At 63.2% G+C, this 20,227-nt stretch carries 15 protein-coding genes; 9 read left to right on the top strand and 6 right to left on the bottom strand.

Annotated elements, in window-relative coordinates:
• Positions 1 to 192 precede the first annotated feature (192 nt).
• Positions 193 to 573, top strand: a complete 381-nt coding sequence (locus IPK69_03625; GenBank protein ID QQS09720.1) for a hypothetical protein — start codon at positions 193 to 195, stop codon at positions 571 to 573.
• A gap of 352 nt (positions 574 to 925) precedes the next feature.
• On the opposite strand, the gene IPK69_03620 is transcribed toward IPK69_03625, so the two are convergent.
• The gene (locus tag IPK69_03620) at positions 926 to 3,301 is read right to left on the bottom strand and encodes a restriction endonuclease (GenBank protein QQS09719.1); all 2,376 of its coding nucleotides are present in this window, start codon (positions 3,299 to 3,301) and stop codon (positions 926 to 928) included.
• Positions 3,302 to 3,807: 506 nt separating this feature from the next.
• Here IPK69_03620 and IPK69_03615 point away from each other — a divergent pair.
• The 4 genes from IPK69_03615 (at position 3,808) to IPK69_03600 (ending at position 9,661) form a co-directional block, all read left to right on the top strand.
• On the top strand, positions 3,808 to 5,361 hold the full coding sequence (locus tag IPK69_03615; protein QQS09718.1) for a caspase family protein: 1,554 nt from the start codon (positions 3,808 to 3,810) through the stop codon (positions 5,359 to 5,361).
• Between the two features lie 410 nt (positions 5,362 to 5,771).
• The gene (locus tag IPK69_03610; GenBank protein ID QQS09717.1) at positions 5,772 to 6,821 is read left to right on the top strand and encodes a hypothetical protein; all 1,050 of its coding nucleotides are present in this window, start codon (positions 5,772 to 5,774) and stop codon (positions 6,819 to 6,821) included.
• A gap of 264 nt (positions 6,822 to 7,085) precedes the next feature.
• A complete protein-coding gene (locus tag IPK69_03605) occupies positions 7,086 to 8,120 on the top strand; it encodes a hypothetical protein (GenBank protein QQS09716.1) in 1,035 nt (344 codons plus the stop codon).
• A gap of 134 nt (positions 8,121 to 8,254) precedes the next feature.
• Positions 8,255 to 9,661: a PQQ-dependent sugar dehydrogenase gene (locus tag IPK69_03600; GenBank protein ID QQS09715.1), complete on the top strand. Its 1,407-nt coding sequence runs from the start codon at positions 8,255 to 8,257 to the stop codon at positions 9,659 to 9,661.
• 127 nt (positions 9,662 to 9,788) lie between these two features.
• Here the strand turns inward: IPK69_03600 and IPK69_03595 are convergent, their stop codons facing one another.
• Positions 9,789 to 10,214: a hypothetical protein gene (locus tag IPK69_03595; GenBank protein ID QQS09714.1), complete on the bottom strand. Its 426-nt coding sequence runs from the start codon at positions 10,212 to 10,214 to the stop codon at positions 9,789 to 9,791.
• Between the two features lie 542 nt (positions 10,215 to 10,756).
• On the opposite strand from IPK69_03595, the gene IPK69_03590 reads away from it, so the two are divergent.
• Entirely contained in the window at positions 10,757 to 11,590 is an 834-nt protein-coding gene (locus IPK69_03590; GenBank protein ID QQS09713.1) for an SIMPL domain-containing protein, read from the top strand.
• Between the two features lie 225 nt (positions 11,591 to 11,815).
• On the opposite strand, the gene IPK69_03585 is transcribed toward IPK69_03590, so the two are convergent.
• Positions 11,816 to 12,907: a M20/M25/M40 family metallo-hydrolase gene (locus tag IPK69_03585; GenBank protein ID QQS09712.1), complete on the bottom strand. Its 1,092-nt coding sequence runs from the start codon at positions 12,905 to 12,907 to the stop codon at positions 11,816 to 11,818.
• 80 nt (positions 12,908 to 12,987) lie between these two features.
• Entirely contained in the window at positions 12,988 to 13,893 is a 906-nt protein-coding gene (gene lipB, locus IPK69_03580; GenBank protein ID QQS09711.1) for a lipoyl(octanoyl) transferase LipB, read from the bottom strand.
• A gap of 25 nt (positions 13,894 to 13,918) precedes the next feature.
• Between lipB and lpxA the strand changes: the two genes are divergently transcribed.
• The 3 genes from lpxA to IPK69_03565 all read left to right on the top strand — a co-directional run bounded on the left by lpxA (position 13,919) and on the right by IPK69_03565 (position 16,989).
• The gene (gene lpxA, locus IPK69_03575; protein ID QQS09710.1) at positions 13,919 to 14,764 is read left to right on the top strand and encodes an acyl-ACP--UDP-N-acetylglucosamine O-acyltransferase; all 846 of its coding nucleotides are present in this window, start codon (positions 13,919 to 13,921) and stop codon (positions 14,762 to 14,764) included.
• Between the two features lie 59 nt (positions 14,765 to 14,823).
• On the top strand, positions 14,824 to 15,726 hold the full coding sequence (locus IPK69_03570; protein QQS09709.1) for an MBL fold metallo-hydrolase: 903 nt from the start codon (positions 14,824 to 14,826) through the stop codon (positions 15,724 to 15,726).
• 150 nt (positions 15,727 to 15,876) lie between these two features.
• Positions 15,877 to 16,989: an endonuclease/exonuclease/phosphatase family protein gene (locus IPK69_03565; protein ID QQS09708.1), complete on the top strand. Its 1,113-nt coding sequence runs from the start codon at positions 15,877 to 15,879 to the stop codon at positions 16,987 to 16,989.
• Here the strand turns inward: IPK69_03565 and ligA are convergent.
• Both ligA and IPK69_03555 read right to left on the bottom strand, forming a co-directional pair.
• Positions 16,964 to 19,165 carry an NAD-dependent DNA ligase LigA gene (gene ligA, locus IPK69_03560; GenBank protein QQS09707.1) on the bottom strand — a complete coding sequence of 734 codons (2,202 nt, stop codon included), beginning with the start codon at positions 19,163 to 19,165 and terminating at the stop codon, positions 16,964 to 16,966. The genes IPK69_03565 and ligA overlap by 26 nt on opposite strands.
• Before the next feature lie 9 nt (positions 19,166 to 19,174).
• Entirely contained in the window at positions 19,175 to 20,224 is a 1,050-nt protein-coding gene (locus tag IPK69_03555) for a TerC family protein (GenBank protein ID QQS09706.1), read from the bottom strand.
• Between the last annotated feature and the right edge of the window lie 3 nt (positions 20,225 to 20,227).

The following is a 20,227-nucleotide window of genomic DNA, read 5'->3' as shown; positions in this document are numbered from 1 at the left end:
TCCGAAATTTCCGGAAAAATCGTGTGAGGCGGCTCGCCCCCCCGCCCCCCCGCCCCCCCGCCCCCCCGCCCCCCCGCCGCGCAATCGCGGCCTGTTTCCGGCCCGATTTCGGCCCCCGTTCGGCCATTGACCGCCCTCTGGAAGGCTCTGGCGCCGGAATCGGGCCAGGAAATGCTCCGCTCCATTGACGGAATGCTCCGTTCCGTTGACCGAATGCTCCGCTCCATCGATGGAACGCATCGTTCTGTCGATGGAACGCTCCGCTCCGTTGATGGAATGGTCCGTTCTGTTGATGGAATGCTCCGCTCCGTCAACGGAGCGCTCCGCTCCATCAATGGAATGGCCCGCTCCTTCGACGCCATGGCCCGCACCATCGATGGAACGCGCCACTCCGTCGCGGGAACGGAGCGCCGTGTTGAGGAAAGGCCTCGCTCCGACGAGAAAGTACTCCTCTCCCCCGAGGAAAAGGAGCGCCGGATCGACCGAGCGGATCGCTCCAGTAAGGACACGGAGCGTCCCATCGACAATGAGACAGGACCGTGGGACGAAAAATACCGCGCCACTGGGATGTAAAACCGCGCCCCATGGACAGAAAACCGCGCCGCAGGGACGAAAAACCGCGCCACAGGGACAAAAAATCGCGACGCAGGGACGAAAAAGTGCGCCACAGGGACGAAAAAGTGCGTCACAGGGACGAAAAACCGAGCCGCGTGGACCGGGTTCGGTTCATTGGGGGATGGAGGACGGAATGTGATCCGGTGGCACAGCCGAACACTGAAGTCCGGAGGAACCGGACTTCAGTGCCACGCCCCCCGCGTCGCGTGGAGCGGGGGGGGACGGCTCTGTGGACCCTTGGGGCCGACGAATACCGAAGTCCGGAGGTACGGGGGAGTGGACTTTAGTTCTACGCGCCCTACTCACTCGCCTATTCGCTTAGTGAGTTGAAGAGTTGGTCAATCGCAGCATCACTGTCGGCCGTTCGATCAATGGATGGTTCATCAGTCCGGTCATCATCATAATCTTGCGTGTCATCATAATCAGTTAGTTGGGCTATCTTCTCGTAAACCGTATCCCAAGCCAGTCTTGTGGATATGTCCCAATATTCAGCGAGCTGCTGGACTTCATCATATCCTTCCTCTAGATCCGAAGTAAAGACCGCATTCTCGATGAGATTATCGATCTCCTCTACGCAAAATGATTCGACACGATATGACCATTCTTCGAGAACGTCCTTTGGAATGAGATGTCCATTTTCCTTCACAAACTGCGTCCAAATCAGCCAATCTTCTCTAGAAGGGAACTTGCACAGAAGTGATTCGATAATCGGTAGAAAGGCATGTACTATCGTATCGACTTGAATTTTACCGGGCAATGCTTTCTGCAAAGACGTGAGGAAATAACAGCCATTGAGTGATACTACACGTTCAGCATCTCCAGACTGTATAAGGTCATTCGCGATATCGCAACATATCTGCAATAGATCGATTGAATCATACGCATTTGCCCAAACAATGAGTTTCGACAACCTCTTGCACACGTCTACGTTTACTAGAAATACGTCTGGCACAAGATGACTAGCGATGTGTATGAGACGGTACGTTCCTGCTTTCATATGGATCGTTCGTCGGATCGCCGTATGCAACTCATGGTTGTTTGGAATCAGGCCACTCGGAACGGTGCCAACTTTGCCATCCAATCCTATATTGACTAAACAGTCCACTTGTTCGAAATATATTGCGTGACTAAGCAGCGATCTACGGACATCGAATTCGTCTATTATCCGCTTCCGTACATAGTCCTTTATGGATGGATTATGAAAACTGATAGCAGATCTGGAGCCATCTCGAGTGCTTCGTGTAAACGATCCTTCGAGTTGTCTCATCGCATCAATAAATCTCTTCCTGTTCTCTATCGTGGATACTTCACTGGAATCAATCCTTCGTATTCGTGCCCATGCATTGCGTAGTTCATCGAGCCCCATCCATCCTTCGATTGTACCAAGTGTGAAAAGAATAGCCCTCGCATCATCATTGATTTGATTGTCAAATGCATGTTGCCATAGATGTGACGGATTATCTAACGACTGCACAAACTTATCGACATACTGCGATGGTGGCACACCGTATGATCCAGCCCCAAGTGTCATCCATTCAACAATGCGAGGGCTATAACCATTGTGATCAATAATACGGCGATAACATTTGTCTTTTAATACCGACATGGCATATTCGCGAGGTAAATCTGAAAAATACACATGGTTGTACAAGATCCTTGCGCGATGACCTCGCGTATAGTCTTCAACTTTAATGATGCACTTCGCCAAATCGAGATTGGTGCGGCTCAACGGTTCATAGACACGCTTCGCATCTTCTAGAATGTACTCTCGTGTTGTTAAGACGACCTTCAGATGTTTCGTATGTCGGGCATGTGTGAGCAAGCGAACAATACCATGATCTTCGTTTTTTCCTAGTTTCTCACTAACACTTGACTGACCTAGAAAATCATCGTAGTAGACAACCTGCCTTTTTTCCGGGTGTAGGGAATCAAATGCCTCATGTATATTGTCTCGCACAGCAATCAACTCATATCCATCATCCATCAATTTGGCGACTAGTACTTGTGCCAAGGTCGTCTTGCCGATTCCTGGGATGCCGGAGAGTATGCAGTAGTTATTCGCATGAAGAATATTCATCGCAACACTGAAAGCGTCCGTCTGAACATATAACGACATTTGACGTTCGATGTCGTTCTTAGACATCGCGTTCCACATCGCGGCACCGTGTCGAAGCATACGTTGGAGCACGGGGACACTCGTCAGCCAAAGTTTGTAGTGGGCATTCTCAACATCACTGTGCGTACGGAGCAGTGCGTTCAAATCTGCATTTCCGTATATGTCGTTTACACCTTTGCAGTATGGCGTAAGAATATTCAGAAGTTCATCTTTATTCTGCGGAGTCAGATCTAACGACGTTGACAGAATGAACCGCGATGGCTTTAGTTTTACAATCTTCGGCAGTTCTGTAGTGATTATCTTGTGCTTCAGGTCGGCGTACTTCGAGCGACAATAGTGCTTGCATTGCACCAGCATGCTGTCATAAATACGAGTACCGTGTAATAGATCGATACCTGAGTCACGTCCCTTGGCAAACGGCTGAAGCGTCACGCCAAGCTCTGCGCCTAGCAAGTCGCAGACGAGATCCTCAAAATCGGCATCAGACAGACTATGAAATGTGTACCCGGCCATTGTGTCGTCAGGTGAATCTACAGTAATGGTTTCAGGAATGCTAGTGGCATGAGACACCCTAGGCCGGTAGCCGGGCCTGAGCGCTTCGTATGCCCTCGTCCTACTCATAGGTGCACAGTCGCGTCGAGGCAGTCCTAGCGTTCGCCGCCAATGTGGCACCCCTTACGCCGGGTGCCCCGAGATGATGGCTGCTCTGAGCCATCACCTCGGGTTGGGTGTCGATCGTCGGGCGGGTGGTGATCCGTCCCGCGTCGTCCACGCTCCAGATCCTTTCGGACGTGCGGGGGGGCGGGGACCCTGAGGACGTGCGGGGACTTTGGTCGACCTGTGCCCTCACCAGAACCACGCCCAGGCGCCGGGGTGGCGGGTGGGGGGGAAGGGATCGAGCGTGAGGGCGGCGATGGTGACGATCCAGCCGCTTTAGGCCGATGACGAGCGTTTCGAGGACGATCGTGGTGGCCTGATTCATCTTCGACACGGGGCGGGTGGCGTGGGGGTGTGGGGGCGGGGGGCGGGCGGACGTCTCCTCGAGTGCCCGTGTGGAGGCCGAGATACAGTCTGGCATGCTCCAAACCTTCCGATTCGTTGGCGTGGCCGCGTGCGTGGTGGCGTTGACGGTCGGCGTGCTCGCCGGCGCGGCTCAACCCGCTTCGACGCCGCCTTCATCGTCGTCGCCCGCCAAGGCACCGGCTCCAGCCCAACCCGCGAATCCAACCGCCGATCCAACCGCTGAACCGGCGGCGTCGGCGCCGCCGAAGGAGTCCCTGTCGCTGCGGGGGATGCTCATCCCGCGTCGGCGGGCATTGCTCATTGGTGTCGGGCAGGCCGCGTATAAAGGCATTGAGCAGACGCCCCTCCCGCAGTGCGTCATCGACGCCAAGACCCTCGCCGCCACGCTCGGCCCGCGCGGGTACTCGTGCCGGGTCGTCGCCGACGGCGAGGGCGTCGAGCCCACCGCCGCCAAGGTCCGCGACGAGGTCGCCGCCCTCTGCGCCGCGGTCTCCGAGGTGGACACGCTGCTCATCTATATCTCCACGCACGGCGACGTGATCGGGGGCAAGAGCGTCATCATCGCCCGGGACGACGCCGTCGAGATCGAGTGGATCAAGGGGCAGATGGCCGCCTCGCGCGCCGCCCTGCGGATCCTCATGCTCGACTGCTGCCGCAACGACAAGGGCTTCGAGAAGACCGCGACGGAGGTCCGCGACGTGCACTGCATCTTGGCCTGCCGCCCCGACCAACTCTCGCAGGTCGGGCAGAGCGGGATGAGCGTCTTCACCGAGGCCCTCGTCGACGCCCTGGTCGAGTGCCGGGCCGATCGCGTGAAGGACGGGAAGATCGAACTCGACGAACTCATGTACTTCCTCGAGCGGCAGGTCCCCGTCCGCGCCGCCGCGGTGGTCAAGGACAAGCCGCAGAACCCGACCCGCACGGTGGTGGACCCCAAGACCGTGACCCCGGTCTTTGCGACCTGCACGACCTTTGATCGGCTCTCCTTCGGGCCAGACGCGTACAAGGACCTCGAGCCCGGCGAGGCCCGCACCGACCTCGCCCTCGCCGACTTGACCTTCCTGCACGTGCAACGCGGGATGACGGTCGAGCAGGCCACCGAGTCGCTCGCCAAGCACGGCGGCGTCGCGTGGACGAGGGCGCCCGTGCTCGACGACAAGGGCGCCGGCGTGGGAATCGTCGAGGGCAAGCCCGGCCCCAAGGACGTGCTGGTGGTTCGGTTCGTGGATAAGAAGGTCGCGCTGGCGCACGTGCTGTACACCGAACTCTGCGAGGAGCCATACAGCGACCTGCGCACGCGGGCCGCCATCGAGCGGCTGGTGGGCAAAGGCGGCGGGAGTGATGTCGCCAAGGGTGAGGGCAAGAAGGACACCGGCACGTTCGCCGAGGGGTCCCTCGCGGCGCTCGCGGTCCCGCTCAAGGGACTCTCGCCCTCGGAGATCGTCGAGAAGATCGGGTGCCCGGACTCGGCGCTCTTGCCCACTGGCCAGTTCTCGGATGCTCCCGGGGAACTGCGCTATCCACATACGCCGCGCCCGTCCCAGATGCTCGTGATCCGGATCAACGCCGGCGTCTTCGAGGCTGTGGATCTTGTGGTGATGGAGTAACGACGACGGCCGGCCCGAGCCCACGCCACCACGAGCGCCGGGTGCCCCGAGATGAGGGATGCTCTGAGCCATCACCTCGGGTTGGGTGTCGAACGTCGGGCGGGTGGTGATCCGTCCCGCGTCGTCACGCTCCAGATCCTTTGGACGTGCGGGGACCCTGAGGACGTGCGGGGACTGTGGTGGACCATGGGCGAGTGGGGGGCGGGGGCGGGGGGGCGGGCGGTCCTGCGGGCGCCTCCTCGAGTGCCCATGTGGAGGCCGAGATACAGTCTGGGCGGGTGGCGTAGGACGTTCGCTTCGCCCAACCCCCCTGCCCCCCGCCCCCGCCCCCTCCCCCCGATCTCCCTTGCGCTCCCCTCCGTCTCTCACCCTGAACTCGCCGTGCCTCTTGGAACACGAAGGGATCGGCCATGATCCAGAACCTGCTCGTCGTGATGTTCTGGCTGGCGCTGTTGGTGGTCATGCTGGGGTGGCCTCTGCGGGTGTACCGCCGGGTCATCGCCGGGTGCAAGGAGCGGTTGGCGTCGTGCACCTGCCGGGAGTGCAAGGCCCAGTGGGTGCGTCAGGTACTTGTGCATCGTGAGTGCCTGTCCAGGAAGGTGTACGTCGTCCAGGAGCCGTATGGCCCCGAGAGCATGGCATGCCCGTCGTGCTCCGGCTCCGGGTATGGGACTGGAGGAGGGGACGGGGGATTCGTTTCGTCCGGCTCCTCGTCCGGCGGCGTAGTGAATGTCCCCGACGGCGGGGGTTTCAAGGACGTCGACATGAAGATGCAAGGCTCGGCGCCCCGGTACCACACGCCGAAGGTGTCGAGGTGCTGGCGATGCGGCGGATCGGGCGAGATCGGGCTCGTCCAGAAGACGCGCCCGGTCCGAAAGGTCGAGGAGACGTGGGAGTACACCTATCGATGCGGGGAGTGCCAGGCGCTCTCCAAGAGGCCGACCCCGTCGATCGTCGACGATCCCGAGCCGCTCCGGAGGAAGAATCGCCTCGACCGTCGGCTGAGACTCACCCCGCTGGGCATCCTCATCGGCTCGTGCGTGATCGCCGTGGCGCTCTCGGCGTATCACCACGGGCTCCCGGTATGGACGAACTGGGAGAGGCTTCCCGACGACACCAGGGCGAAGGCCGTGGTCCTCGGCGTGGCCCTGCGCCGGATCGTGACTGCGACCCTCGTCATGGGCCTGATCGGGGGGGCGTTGGCGATTCTTACATCGCTGATCGTCACGGGGATGGAGGCCGTGTTCCATCGCGTGTGCGGGCCGCTCCAGACCGCGCTCGTCGGCGGGCTTGTGCTCGTCGGCATGCACCTGGCGTTCTTCACGTTTGCCCGGCCAGACTCGCTACAGACGGCGTCCGAGGTTGCCATGGCGTACGGCGGGTCGTTCCTGGCGGGCGCGCTCGCGTGCGTGATCCCCAGAGCGTTCAGCCGCGATCTCCCGGACATGACCGCGGGGTGAGCGATGACGGCGGCCCGATTGTGAGCCGGGTGCCATAGGACGGATGCTTCGTCCACTCGATACACCCCGCACGCCGCATACCGGCGTATCGGTTCGCATGGACCAAAGGATGTACCGGTTTCGGCGTGGGCCACCGTGTGGAGATGGGTAATCCGCGGGCGAGTTCCGCGGCTTTTCTCGACCCAGGCCCTGACTTTCGGCTTGCATCTTCCGCCATTGCCTATAGACTGCGTCAGGCTACTCGAGAGCACCAAGGGAGGCGGTATGCGCACGGGAATGACGAGCGTGGGTTTTGGTATCGCGGCACTGGCAGGACTCGTGGGTTTCGGCGCGTCCGCGTCGGCCCAGGTCAACAGCCCCGGTGATGTGGATGGTCTGGTGCTCCAGTACCAGGGCTTCTTCACGCAGAACAGCACCAGCCCCCCGGGGCCGACGACGAACTATGTGATCAGTTCCTTCATCGTCCTCGATCCCAATGTCGAGAATGTGGACTTCATCGATCTCATCAAGCCCGACACGGACTCGGTCTCACTCTCGGGCTCGGGGACGTTCTATTCCAGCAGCAACTTCTCGTACACGTCGCAGGCCTCGCTGATGGCCGACTGGCCGAGCGGCACGTACACGTTCAGCATCACCGACTTCGACGAGAACGTCTGGGAGTTCGACCTGACTCAACCCTCGGCGGCGGGTGGCTGGCCGAGCAGCGTGCCGGCGTTCACCCCCGCGTCGTACACGGCGCTGCAGGGCATGGACCCCACGCAGTCGATCACGCTCAACGTCAACGCCTTCGTGCCCCCCGGCAGCGCCTCGCCCCCGACCAACGGGCAGCTGAGCGGCCTCTCGATCAACCGCCGCTTCGGCACGCTTCTGGGGCCAACCGCGTACTCGAGCCTCACGACCGTCGGCTCGCCCACGTCCTCGCGCACGGTTCCCGCGAACGCGCTGCTGCCGAACACGGACTACTTCGCGTCGTGGAGTTTCGATCAGCGATACTCGGTCTCCTTGCCGCCGCCCTCGGTCGTGGAGTTCACGAACGTCACGTTCGGCCATGTCACCCGCGTCGCCTTCACGACCGGGTCGGGCGTCCCCGCGTGCGTCGCCGACGTCGATGACGGCAGCGGCACGGGCACCCCCGACGGAGGCGTCACGATTGATGATCTTCTGTATTACCTCAGCATCTTCAACCTCGGCGACGTCGCCGCCGACGTGGACGACGGCAGCGGCACCGGCACCCCCGATGCCGGCGTCACGATCGACGATCTGCTGTACTTCCTGACGCGGTTCAACGCGGGGTGCTGAGCGAGCGTGGCGTGTGCCCACGCGTGAGGGATGCCATCGAGGAGCACGAATACTCCGTGTTTGTGCGGGATATCCCGTATATCTCCGGGTATGCTCTTGTCGTTGGCCGTTCCACTCCCGGCCTAGGAGCACCCATGCGTCCCCACGCCCTCCTTTCGATCGCGTCGTCACTCGTGTTGACGGGTTCACTCGCCGCCCAGCAGGCCCAGATCGTTCTCTTTGCCGACAACCTGGAGGCTCCGGTCGCGGTCGCCTTCGCGCCGGGTGACACGACGCGCGTCTTTGTCCTCGGACAGTTCGGTGAGATCACGATCCACGACGCCGCCACCGGCGTGAGACGCCCCCAGCCCTTCATCGATCTGCAGCCGCTCGTCTGCTGCTTCGTGAACTCGAACATGGTTGGGCTGGCCTTTGACCCCAACTACGCCACCAACGGCTACTTCTATGTCCACTACCAGGGAATCCCCACCGAGTCCGTCGTCGCTCGCTATCAGGTGACGGCGAATCCGGACATCGCCGATCCAAACTCCGCGACCGTGATTATCAAGACGGTCCGCGACGGGTTCGCACACATCGGCGGCGCGATCGCCTTCTCGCCCATCGACGGCTACCTCTACATACCCACCGGGGATAGCGGCAATGGGTTCGAGGCCGACCCCGACAACCGAGCCCAGGACCCCACATCGCTCTACGGCAAGGTCCTCCGCGTCGATCCGAGCATCGACGACTTCCCCGCCGATCCGAACAAGCATTACCGCATCCCTCCTACCAACCCGTTCGTCGGCGTGGCGGGCGTTCTCCCCGAGATCTGGGCGCTCGGTCTGCGCAATCCATTCCAGTCATCTTTCGATCGCGGCACGGGCGAGTATTACATCGCCGATGTCGGGCAGAACGCCCGCGAAGAGATCAACCGCCAGGCCCCCGATTCCACCGGCGGCCTCAACTACGGCTGGCGATGCCGCGAGGGCGAGATCTGCTCGGGCTATGGCGGGTGCGACTGCAACTTGCCCGCACTCGTTGGCCCCATCCATACGTACACCCACGCCGTCGGTTGCTCCATATCGGGCGGGCGCGTCTATCGCGGCTCCGCGTTACCCAGCCTCCAGGGGTGGTACCTCTTCTCCGACTATTGCACCGGTTTCATCCACGCGGTGCGTCGCACGGGAGGCTCGACAGAGTTCCAGGATCTCTCCGCCTCGCTCGTGCCGTCCGCCCCAGTCGGCCCGTTCGAGGCCGTCACGTCCATCGGTGACGACGCCTCGGGCGAACTCTACATCACCGACATCGTGGGCACCGCCGGCGGGCGCGTCTTCAAGATCGTTCCGCTTCCCGTCTGCGTCGCCGACCTCGACGATGGCACGGGCACGGGCACGCCCGACGGCGGCGTCACCATCGATGATCTGCTGTATTACATCACCATCTTCGGGCAGGGGCTGACCAACGCCGATCTCGACGACGGCAGCGGCACCGGCACCCCCGACGGCGGCGTGACGATCGATGACCTCCTGTACTTCCTGGTGAGATTCAGCGCGGGGTGCTAAGGATGGCACATACCGTGGACACGGCCGAGTCCAGAACACGCACGCTCACACACACCGGGTGCCCACAAGGTGTCTCGCGATAACACGTCCCATCGCCATGGCGTCGCCGACGCGCACATGGGCGGGGTCAATCGCCTTCTTCCGTCCGCGTGCGCGGTGCGACGCCGCACTCGGGGCACGGCGAGGCCTGTGACAATCCAGCCCGGTCATACCCGCACGACACGCAACGGCCAAGCCACTCGCGGCGCCGGCGCGTGCGCCGTGAACTCGCCCGGCGGATCAGAACAAGCCCGACAATCGCCGGCAACCAGAGCGGCACACTCACGATCCCACGCGACGGCGCCCCCTGGCGGAACTCCATCTCGAACGGCCCGGCTCGCCAGAACCGCCACGAGTTGTAATACGACGTCGCTCCCATCATTCTCTCGGTGGCTCGACGCGTGCCCGAGTTGCAATGCCACCCCGGTCGAATCGGCCCCCACCCCATGAGGCCCATGCGAGTCGTCGCCAGCACCTCAACACCCACGCGCACGCGACCACGATCGACATCCACCCACGCCGATCGAAAACCGGCGGGCGGATCGATACGCATTGAAGGCTCACTCGGCGTGCTCGCCTCCCCTCCCGGCGCTTCCACCCAGACATGTCTCACGCTCGCGTGCGCGGCCCGCCAATACGACACCGGCCACGCGACTACCAGGAATGCTATCACGACCATCACCACGATCGAGCCCAAAGACCAACCAGCCATCGCCCCGCAGCGAGACTCGGCCGATTCACGCCGAGGGGCTGCTCGTGACGGCTCCTCGGTCGTCGCGCTCGAAGGGTCCGTAGGAGGTGGAGGAGGCATGTATGGTTCGCGCCAACGTGGTGGGGGACTCTTCACACGGAGTCTAAGCCGCGATGGTGATCGTGCATCAGCGTGGTCGGGGAGGAGTGTGTTGTCGGTGACAGTCCGGTGACGGTCACTCTCGCGGGCAACGCGTCAATACTGTTGGATCTCGTTCGCGGCTCAAGCACGGACCCACGGCACGCGATCCATCGTGCGCCCACTTGGGCACGCGGTCGGCCTCACCCTTCACATGGAGCACCACCATGACCACCACGCGCGTCCCAATCGTGACCGCAGTTTGCACCAACGTGAATGCCGTCGTCGCCAAGGCACTCGTCGCCGGCACTCTCTTGGGCGTCCTGGCACTGGCTCCCCTCGCCCACGCGGCCACGCCCGCCACACCAACCACCATCGACGCCGCGGCCGTGCCCGTCGACACCGTCTCGACGCTCAGCGTGAGCGGGCGGGCGCGGGTCTCTCGTGAGCCAGACTTCGCCGAGATCGGCGTGGGCGTCCTCATCCAGGAGGACAAGGCCGTCGACGCCACCTCGCGAGCCGCCGACGCCATGTCGAAGATCGTCGCCGCGATCAAGGCCCTCAAACTCGAGGGCGAGGAGTTGCAAACCAGCGGCGTCACCCTCACTCCACGCTACAGCCCCTACCGCGCCGAGCAGGCCCAGAAGATCATCGGCTACGACGCGAGCCTCACCCTCGGCGTCCGCACCACCGACCTCAAGGCCGTCTCGCGCGTCATGGACGCCGCTCTGGGCGCCGGCGCCAACCGCATCGACGGCCTGAGTTTCGAGATCAAGGACGCGATCGAGACGCGCGAGGAAGCGATCCGCCTCGCCGCCGCCGCCGCGAAACGCAAGGCCGCCACCCTCGCCGACGCGATGGGCGTGCGCCTCGTCTCGATCCTAAACGTCAGCGAGACCGGGAGCGCGATGCCGCGGATCTACACCGCCAATCGCGTCGCGAATCTCTCCTCGGGAGAGGGCTTTGCACATTCGGGCGACGACACTTCACCCATCGAGCCGGGCAAGGTCGAGGTCTGGGGCGACGTGAGCGTGGTCTACGTCATCGCGCCACGGGAGTGAGGCGAAATGTGCGGAAGTGAAATGGTGAGGGAACAGGGAAGGAGCAATGCGTGATGGGGCGGGCAACGTCCCACTCGCCACTCCACATCCGATCCCTCACCTCCTTCATAAATGCGGAATTATGTATGCCGAGGCATGGAAAGTGAGTGTAGTTGCCGGCTCAGGAGAGCCGGCCCACCATCGCCTGCCATGGCCTATTGCCCATTCCCCATTGCCATTGACTAACTACTTCGCCACCGCCAGATACGCCGCGAGGATGTCGCGGGCCGCAGCGAGGTCCTTCTTATCAATCATCTCCGTCACCGTGTGAATGTACCGCGTGCCCACGGTGATGCCCACGGCCCTGGCTCCGGCGGCCGCCTGCTGGGCGGCGGCGCCGTCCTGTCCACCAGCGGCGAGTATGGTGCGCTGGTACGGGATCTTCTTCTTCTTCGCCAGCGCCTCGAACTCGCTCGTCAAGGCGTAGTCGGAGATGAACGACGAGTCCTTGATGTGCAGGCCGAAACCCTGGCCCTGGATGGTGACGGATTCCTCGGCAGGCACGCCGGGCGTGTCGCAACTGAGCGTGACGTCGATGCCCAGGCCGATGTGGGGCTGGACGGCGTGGCTGGCGGTCTTGGCGCCGCGGAGACCGACCTCTTCCTGGGTGGTGAACGCGACGACGACCTCGCAGTCGTGGGCGGCTTTGGATTTATCGAGTTGGCGGACCGACTCGATGCCCAGCCAGCAGGCGACACGGTTGTCCATCGCCTTGCTGACGAGTTTGTCGCCGACCTCGATGAGCGGCTCGTTCATAACGACGTAGTCGCCGATCTTGACCTTCTTCTTGACCTTGTCGGCGGAGAGGCCGATGTCGACGAAGAACTCCTTGACCTCCGGGACGCGCTCGCGGTCCTTGGCGCTGCTGATGTGAATGGGGCGCCCGCCGGGGTTCATCACGCCGTGGAGGTCGCCGGAATCGGTGACGACGGTGACGCGCCGGGAGAAGAGGTTGCGCGGGTCGAAGCCCCCGGCGTTGTTGAGATAGATGTACCCCTTGCTGTCGATGGAGGAGACGTAGAAGCCGATCTCGTCCATGTGGCAGAGGAGCATGACGCGCGTCGGCTCGGCGGTGGCGGATTTGCCGCCCTTCTTGGCCGCGGGTTTCTTGCCATGGGGGGGGCGCGGGTGGCGGCGGCAGATGAGGTTGCCCAGGGCGTCGGTCTGGACGTCGTCGAAGAGGCCCTTGATTTCCTTGTGGATGAGATCGCGGACGCGCTCCTCTCGGCCGGGTACGCCGGGGGTTTCGCAGAGACGCTTGAGGAGGTCGATGTTCATGGGGATCCTTGTTGGGCGAAAAGAGTCGAAGTTCCTAAGAGACGGAGAGACGAAGTGCGTCTCGCCGTGGTGGGTGAAGGTTAGGCGTTTGACGGCTTGTCCGTGTGGACTGGTGGTCTCGCAGCGCCCTGGTGTGACACGTGGGTGACGAGGTTTCGATGGAGGTTCCGGACGATCTCGTCGCGGACAGTCTCGAGTGTGGGTGTGCGATCTATTCGGAGTACGCCGAGGTCGTGGAGGCGCGCGAGACTCGTGACGGGACGGCCCGTCAGCCCACACGGCACGATGAGGTTGAAATGGGAAAGGTCGGGTTCGACGTTGAACGACAGGCCATGAAGCGTGATCCAGCGTTTCACGCGGACGCCCATGGCGGCGATCTTGGCCGTGGATTCTGTGGACCCTACTTGCTCGGCGATCCAGACACCCGTGGCTGATTCGTCACGGTCGGCACGAAGTCCAAGGCCGGTGCACGTGTCGATGACGGCCTGCTCGAGCAGGCGCATGTAGGCATGGATTCGGAGGGTCAGGAGATTGAGATCGAGGATGGGGTAGATGACGACCTGGCCTGGGCCGTGGTAGGTGACGTCGCCGCCGCGATCGGTCTGGCGGAGTTGCACGCCCCGGCGGGCGAGTTCGTCGCTCGACGCGAGGACGTGGGCCATCGCCCCGGCCCGGCGCGAGACGGTGATGACGGGAGGATGGACGACGGTGAGGATCTCGCCGGGCGATCGCGGGAATATCGTCGACGAGGAAGGCGCCGATTCATGCTTGGCACGACCCGCGAGGACGCGCTCGTGGGCCTCGAGTTGGCGGGCGTACGCCTCGTCGTAGTCCATGACGCCAAAGTCCGTCACGGGGAGTGGGGGAAAAGGGATCGGCGGGAGGACCGAAGGCTGGTGATCGCCCTTGGCCTTTGTGGCCGAGGCGCCAGCGGATCCGTGTGCGGCGTGCGTGGTTTTCGGCCCTTGGGCCTCGGGGAGAGTCACGATACACAAAGCGTACGATTGCTCCATGACCACGGCCTCTTCGACTTCTCCCACCTCCGCCCCCTTCATCCATCCCTCGGCCTTCGTTGATCGCGAGGCGATCCTCGAGGAGGGCGTCCGCGTCGGCCCCATGTGCGTCATCGTCGGCAAGGTCCACCTCAAGAAGAACGTGCAACTCGTCAACTCCTGCACGTTCCATGGCCCTCTCACCATCGGCGAGAACACGATCGTCTATCCCTACGCGACCCTCGGCCTCCCGCCCCAGGACTACAAGTTCAAGCCAGGCGACGCGACCGCCGGCGTCTCGATCGGCAGCGACTGCATCATCCGCGAGGGCGTCACCGTCCACTCGGCGAGCAAGCCCGAACGCCCAACCACCATCGGCAATCGCGTCTTCATGATGGCCAACAGCCACGCCGGGCACGACGCCCTCGTCGGCGACAACTGCATCCTCGTCAACGGCGCTCTCCTCGCCGGGCACACCACGCTCCAGAACAACGTCACGATGAGCGGCGGCACGATGCTCCAGCAGTTCTGCCGCATCGGTCGCATGGCCTTCCTCTCCGGCGGCGTGGCGATGGCCGTCGATCTCCCACCATTTTGCATCAGCGGCTCCCGCAACACTGTGAGCGGGCTGAACGTGGTCGGTCTCCGCCGCGCGGGCATTCCGCGCGACGACATCTCCGCCCTCCGAGCCGCCTTCCGTGACGCCTTCCAGGTACGCCTCCCCAAGCAGGAGATGATCGCGATCCTCCGCGATCAGGCCGCGGGATGCTCACTCGTGGGCGAACTCGCGGATTTCATCGAAACGAGCAAGAAGCCCGTGGCCATTTATCGTGACCTGGGCGAGAGCGTCTCCGAACTCGCCTGAGCGTCAAACACACCGCTGACGGATCGGCAATTCCGAATCGAACCGAAGGAGCGACGAGCGTGACACGCGAGGACGAGACGCAACCCCGCGAGCCGGCGCACGACTATGCCGAACTCTGCGTCCTCGCGTCCTCCTCCTCGGGCAACTGCTCGGTCGTGCGCGTCACCCGACACGGCGTCGCACGACTCACCCTCATCGACTGCGGGCTTTCGCCCAGAAGAACGAAGCGAATCCTCGAAACCTTGGGGCATACCCTCGACGATCTCGATGCCGTCGTCACGACGCATCTCGACGACGACCATGCCTGTCCCTCGTGGGGCGGAAGGTCACTCCCGGAATCGGTCGCAGTCCACGTCCACAAGCGCCACGCAAGGGCCGCCGAACGCCGCGGATTCTTCTCTCGTCGCGGCGGCGTCTTCGATGCTCGATGCGACCTGCCCAATGGCATCACACTGTCGAGCGTCCTCGGCAACCACGACGAGCACGGCACGGCCGTCCTGCGACTCTCTTTCGATGGGCTCGACGGCGACCTCGGCTACGCCACCGACATCGGACGCGCCACGACCGCGATCACCACGCACCTCTCTGGCGTCCGCGTCCTCGCGATGGAGTCGAACTACTGCCCGAACCTCGAGCAATCGTCCCCCAGGCCCGAAATCGTGAAACGACGCGTGATGGGCGGCTTCGGGCATCTCTCGAACCTCGAGTGCGCCGAGGCCGCCGCGTCCATCGCGCCCGAGCAACTCATCCTGCTCCACCTCTCGCGTCAGTGCAACGTCCCGGAACTCGCCGCGTCGTACCACGATGGGCGGGCGTATCGCGTGACGATCGCGACGCCGAGCGTCCCGACGCCGTGGATCGAGATCGCCCGCGCCTCGACACACACGGGGCACCAACGCGTCGACCGCGGAGTGCCTTCAAGCCGGCCCTTTGCCGTTGGCCATCAGCCTGGGCTTTTCTGATTGATAGGCTCGGGGTTTTCCCAAACTACCAACACGCGGTCGTTCGCTGATTAGCCATCGTTCCATGAACCACGCTCCAATCACCGGCGTATCCGACGCTTGCACATGACCCTTAGGCAATCGCACCAGTCTCAACGCCGTTTTCGAGGTTTGATCCGCGCCGCAGTTCGCCGGGCATCTCCCTGGGCCACGCTCGTCGTCGTGATCGCGTTGATGTGCTTTCCGTTCGCGATGCTCTTCACGGATGACCTCGGCCCGGCCTCCCGGTGGTTTCTCGCGTGGAGTTATCTCGCGTTCATGCTCCGCACCTTTGAACTGCACATCGCGATCGCCTGTGCGGCCGCGTGTGGTGTGCTGGTGATAGGCCAACGACGACGGACGGCCGTCGTGGCTCTCGCGATCGCGGGCGCCTGGGGAATGCCGGCGCTCTGGAGCGCGTGGGTGGGATACCCCTCGTCACAATCGACTGCACCGTCACGCGAGACCGCCACACGACACACCCTGCGTGTCCTGTCGTCCAATCTCCTCGTCTGGAGCGCGGCACCCCATCGAGTGCAACCGGAGATTCAAGCCGCCGATCCCGATCTCATCCTCTTTGAGGAATACACCAGCACCGCCTCCAAGGTGCTCATCCCGGCGCTCTCTCACGAATATCCATACTTCATCGAGAGTTCCAGCGAGACATCCACGGGTCAGGCGATCTTCTCTCGCATCCCGTTTGCGAGAACCGGGCACATCTTCACTGCGGGCGTGCCCTTTGCCCGTGACGATCGAGCGGCCACCAACCCGCAACTCTTCGTCGACCTTGAGTTCGATGGCGTCAACGTCCACATCGTCTGCGTTCACACGTTTCCGCCTGTGGGGCTGACGCTCTTCGATGCCGAACGCCGCCAGTTCCGCGCCCTCGCGGACCACGCCGCAATGATTGAAGGTCCGGTTCTGCTCATGGGCGATTTCAACTCGCCTACGCGCACGCCCCAGATGCAAACGCTCCTTGCCGAAGGGAAACTGAGCGACGCGAACGCGGGCTTCGGCCGGTTGGCCACCTGGCCGAAACTCCGCTGGTGGATGAGGCCGATCCCGGGCGTGCGCATCGACCAGGCACTGACGCGAGAACTCACGTGCGAATCGAGCCGCGTCCTGGGGCCGATCAACTCCGATCACCTCCCAATCCTCATGGAGTTCCGCCTTGATAGCATCGCGAGGACAACACCGACGCGAACAGTTGAATCACAACCTACTCCATCTCGCCAAGCGCCCTGAGCAGCCGTACCTCGTCCCACACCTCGATCCCCAGTTCCCGCGCCTTGTCGAGTTTCGACCCCGCCGACTCGCCCGCGACGACAAGCGAGGTCTTGCTCGAGACGCTCCCCGAGACCTTCGCTCCCAGCGATTCCAGCCGCTCCGTCAGCGTCGTGCGATCGAAGGACTCCAACGTCCCCGTGAGCACGATCGTCTTGCCCGCGAATGGCCCCGATGTGCTGTCGCTTGCGCGCGATGCCGCCCGATAGTCCTTGCTCGAGAGGTCCACGCCCTCCGTCGCAAGATCACGGAACGTGCGCCTTGCCGCGGCACTGTGCAGATACGCGTGCACCACCGGGGCCGTGTCCTTGCCCAATCCCGTCTCAGGTCGATTCGCCGTGTCCTCGTCGAATCCCAACTCACGGGCCTCGCTCTTGGTGAGCGACTTAGGCCGCAGTTCCATCTCGCTCGCCGCGAGCAGCGCCTCGAGCGACTCGAAGCGCCGCGCTAGCATCTTCGCGGTCGTGTCGCCCACGTGCCGGATCCCCATTCCCGCGAGCACGCGCGCCAGCCCGCGCGACTTCGCCGCCTCGATCCCCGCCAGCATCTTGTCGGCCTTCTTCTCGCCCATCCGATCAATCTCAAGAAGCGCCGCGCGATGCTCGTGCAAACGAAAAATGTCGGCGAACGAGTTCAGCGGAATCGACGACTCGCGGATCTGGTCGATCGTCTTCTCGCCCAGCCCGTCGATGTCCATCTGTTTTCGGCCGACGAACCACACGAGTTTCTCGCGGACCTGCGCCGGGCACTCGGGGTTCACGCACCGCCGCGCCGTCTCCAGCGTGGGCGTCTCGACTCCTTCGGGCGGCTCGATCTCCACGCTCCCGCCGCACACCGGACACGCGTCAGGCGCCTCGATCCGCTTCGCCCCGCGCGGGCGCTTCTCTAGCACGACGCCGACGACCTGCGGGATGATCTCGCCGGCCTTCTCGACATAGACCGTGTCGCCAAGGCGGATGTCCGTCCGCTTTCCCTCGTGCTCGGTCGAGGCGTCGCGCACGCGACCATAGTTGTGCAGCGTCGCGTGCCGCACCGTCGTCCCCGCGAGCACCACCGGCTCCATCACCGCGCGTGGCGTGATCTTGCCTGTCTTTCCCACCTGATGCTCCACGCGGATCAGCGTCGTCGTCGTGCGCTCCGCCGGATACTTGTACGCGACGATCCAACGCGGACTCTTCGCCGTCGTACCCAGGCGCTCCTGCTGATCGAACCGATCCACACGGACGACCATGCCATCGGTCGCATAGTCGAGCGTGTGCCGCGTGCTCGCGAACGCCTCGATCCGTTCGAGAACCTCCTCAATCGTCGAGCACGAACGTACGTGGGGCGACGTGGGCACGCCCATCGCCCTCACCTTCTCGATGAACTCGCCGAATCCGCTCGCAAACGACTCCTCCGAGACCTCGCCGCGTCCATGCGCACAGAATGCAAGGCGCCGTTTCGCCACCTGTTGTGGGTCGAGCTGCTTCATCGCCCCCGACGCCGCGTTCCGCGGGTTCATCAGGAGTTCTTCGCCCTCCGCCTCTCGCTCGGCGTTGAGGCGGGCAAACTCGCTCAGCGGGAGGTACACCTCGCCCCGAATCTCGAGCACCTCGGGAATGTCGCGCGCCCGGGCAGCTTTCAGTCGCGTCGGGATCGACCGGATAGTCCGCACCGAGTGCGTGACGTCGTCACCTTTGGTCCCATCGCCCCGCGTGAGGGCATACGCCAGTTCGCCCTTCTCGTACCGCAGCGAGACGGCCAGCCCATCGATCTTCGGGTCGCACACCAGCACGATCGGTTCGCCCGAATCAAAGAGCCCCTCGCCACCCAACCCCTTCACCACCCGCGCGTGCCACTCGCGAACCTCGCCCTCGTCGTACGTGTTATCGATCGAAAGCATCGGCCTCGCGTGCGCCCGTGCCACGAACGACTCGATCGGCGCTCCGCCCACGCGCCGCGTCGGGCTGTCGGGGTCGTCGAGGTCCGGATGCCGCGCCTCGAGCGCGGCGAGTTCGGCGAGCAGCCGGTCGAACTCCGGGTCCGACATGACCGGCGAATCGTCCTCGTAATACGCCGCGTTCGCCCGCGAGAGGAGCGTGCGTAGTTCGAGGATGCGGGCCTTCTCCTGCCGTGGCGTGTTCGATGCCGCGCTCATGCGATGACTCTAGTGGCCCTCGCCCTCGTCGCCCGCGGACGTATCCGAATCGGCACCCGCCTTGGGCTTGATCGCCAGCGACGCCACCACCCCCGCGAGCAGCATCCCGCCCACGATCGCCAGACTCACATACTCACTCGGCTTCCACTCGTGCTTGAAGTACGACACGAGCATCTTCACGCCGATGTACGACAGGATCACGATCAGCGAGTACTTGAGGTATCGGAACCGATCAAGCAGCCCCGCGAGCACGAAGTACAGCGAGCGCAGGCCCAGGATCGCCATCATGTTCGACGTGAACACGATGAATCGTTCCTGCGTCACCCCCAGAATCGCGGGAATCGAGTCCACCGCGAAGACCACGTCCGTCGTCTCCACAACCAAGAGGGCCGGAAAGAGCGGCGTCACCACGCGCGAGCCATTCTCCATCGCGAAGAACCTCTGCCCGTGATAGTTCGGCGTCAGGGGCAGGTGCTTCCGCGCCCACCGCAGCACCCGGCTCGATTCCGCATCAAACCCGCCGTCCTCCGCCCGATACATCTTCCACGCCGTCCACACCAGGAACCCGCCCATCACGACCTCAAGCCAGGCGTACTGCTTCACGAGTTCCGTGCCCGCAGCGATCATGATGCCGCGCATCACGAGTGCCCCCATGATCCCCCAGAAGAGCACGCGGTGCTGATAGGCCGTCGGAATCTTGAAGTACGCGAAGATCAGCGAGATCACGAAGATGTTGTCCACGCTGAGGGAGTATTCGAGGATCCACCCGGTGAGGAACTTCGCCGCCGCGGCCTTGCCAGTGAGGCCGGTGACGCGCTCGTCGTTGGGGTCCATGCCCACGGTCTTCTCGGGGTCGAGCGCCACGCCCAGCCCGAAGAGGTGCGTGTCGTAGGCCCAGTAGACAAAGACCATCGTCGCGAGAGCGAGGACCACGCACACGCCCGTCATCGCCAGCGCCCCGCGCATGGAGACCGCATGGGCCTTGCGATTCAGCACGCCCAGATCCAGCGCGAGGAACACCAGCACGAGCGCGACAAATCCCGAGTAGAGCCAGATCATGCG

The sequence above is a fragment of the Phycisphaerales bacterium genome (assembly GCA_016699835.1).
Classification (GTDB): domain Bacteria; phylum Planctomycetota; class Phycisphaerae; order Phycisphaerales; family UBA1924.
The sequence above is the reverse complement of the archived record's forward strand: the minus strand, read 5'-3'. Positions and strand labels throughout refer to the sequence as shown.

What these genes read in the sequence shown, in the direction of transcription:
- IPK69_03600 (QQS09715.1), top strand. Translation starts at nt 8,255, where the DNA reads ATGCGTCCCCACGCCCTCCTTTCGATCGCGTCGTCACTCGTGTTGACG.
- IPK69_03625 (QQS09720.1), top strand. Translation starts at nt 193, where the DNA reads ATGCTCCGTTCCGTTGACCGAATGCTCCGCTCCATCGATGGAACGCAT.
- IPK69_03610 (QQS09717.1), top strand. Translation starts at nt 5,772, where the DNA reads ATGATCCAGAACCTGCTCGTCGTGATGTTCTGGCTGGCGCTGTTGGTG.
- IPK69_03555 (QQS09706.1), bottom strand. Translation starts at nt 20,224, where the DNA reads ATGATCTGGCTCTACTCGGGATTTGTCGCGCTCGTGCTGGTGTTCCTC.
- IPK69_03615 (QQS09718.1), top strand. Translation starts at nt 3,808, where the DNA reads ATGCTCCAAACCTTCCGATTCGTTGGCGTGGCCGCGTGCGTGGTGGCG.
- ligA (QQS09707.1), bottom strand. Translation starts at nt 19,165, where the DNA reads ATGAGCGCGGCATCGAACACGCCACGGCAGGAGAAGGCCCGCATCCTC.
- lpxA (QQS09710.1), top strand. Translation starts at nt 13,919, where the DNA reads ATGACCACGGCCTCTTCGACTTCTCCCACCTCCGCCCCCTTCATCCAT.
- IPK69_03605 (QQS09716.1), top strand. Translation starts at nt 7,086, where the DNA reads ATGCGCACGGGAATGACGAGCGTGGGTTTTGGTATCGCGGCACTGGCA.
- IPK69_03590 (QQS09713.1), top strand. Translation starts at nt 10,757, where the DNA reads ATGACCACCACGCGCGTCCCAATCGTGACCGCAGTTTGCACCAACGTG.
- IPK69_03585 (QQS09712.1), bottom strand. Translation starts at nt 12,907, where the DNA reads ATGAACATCGACCTCCTCAAGCGTCTCTGCGAAACCCCCGGCGTACCC.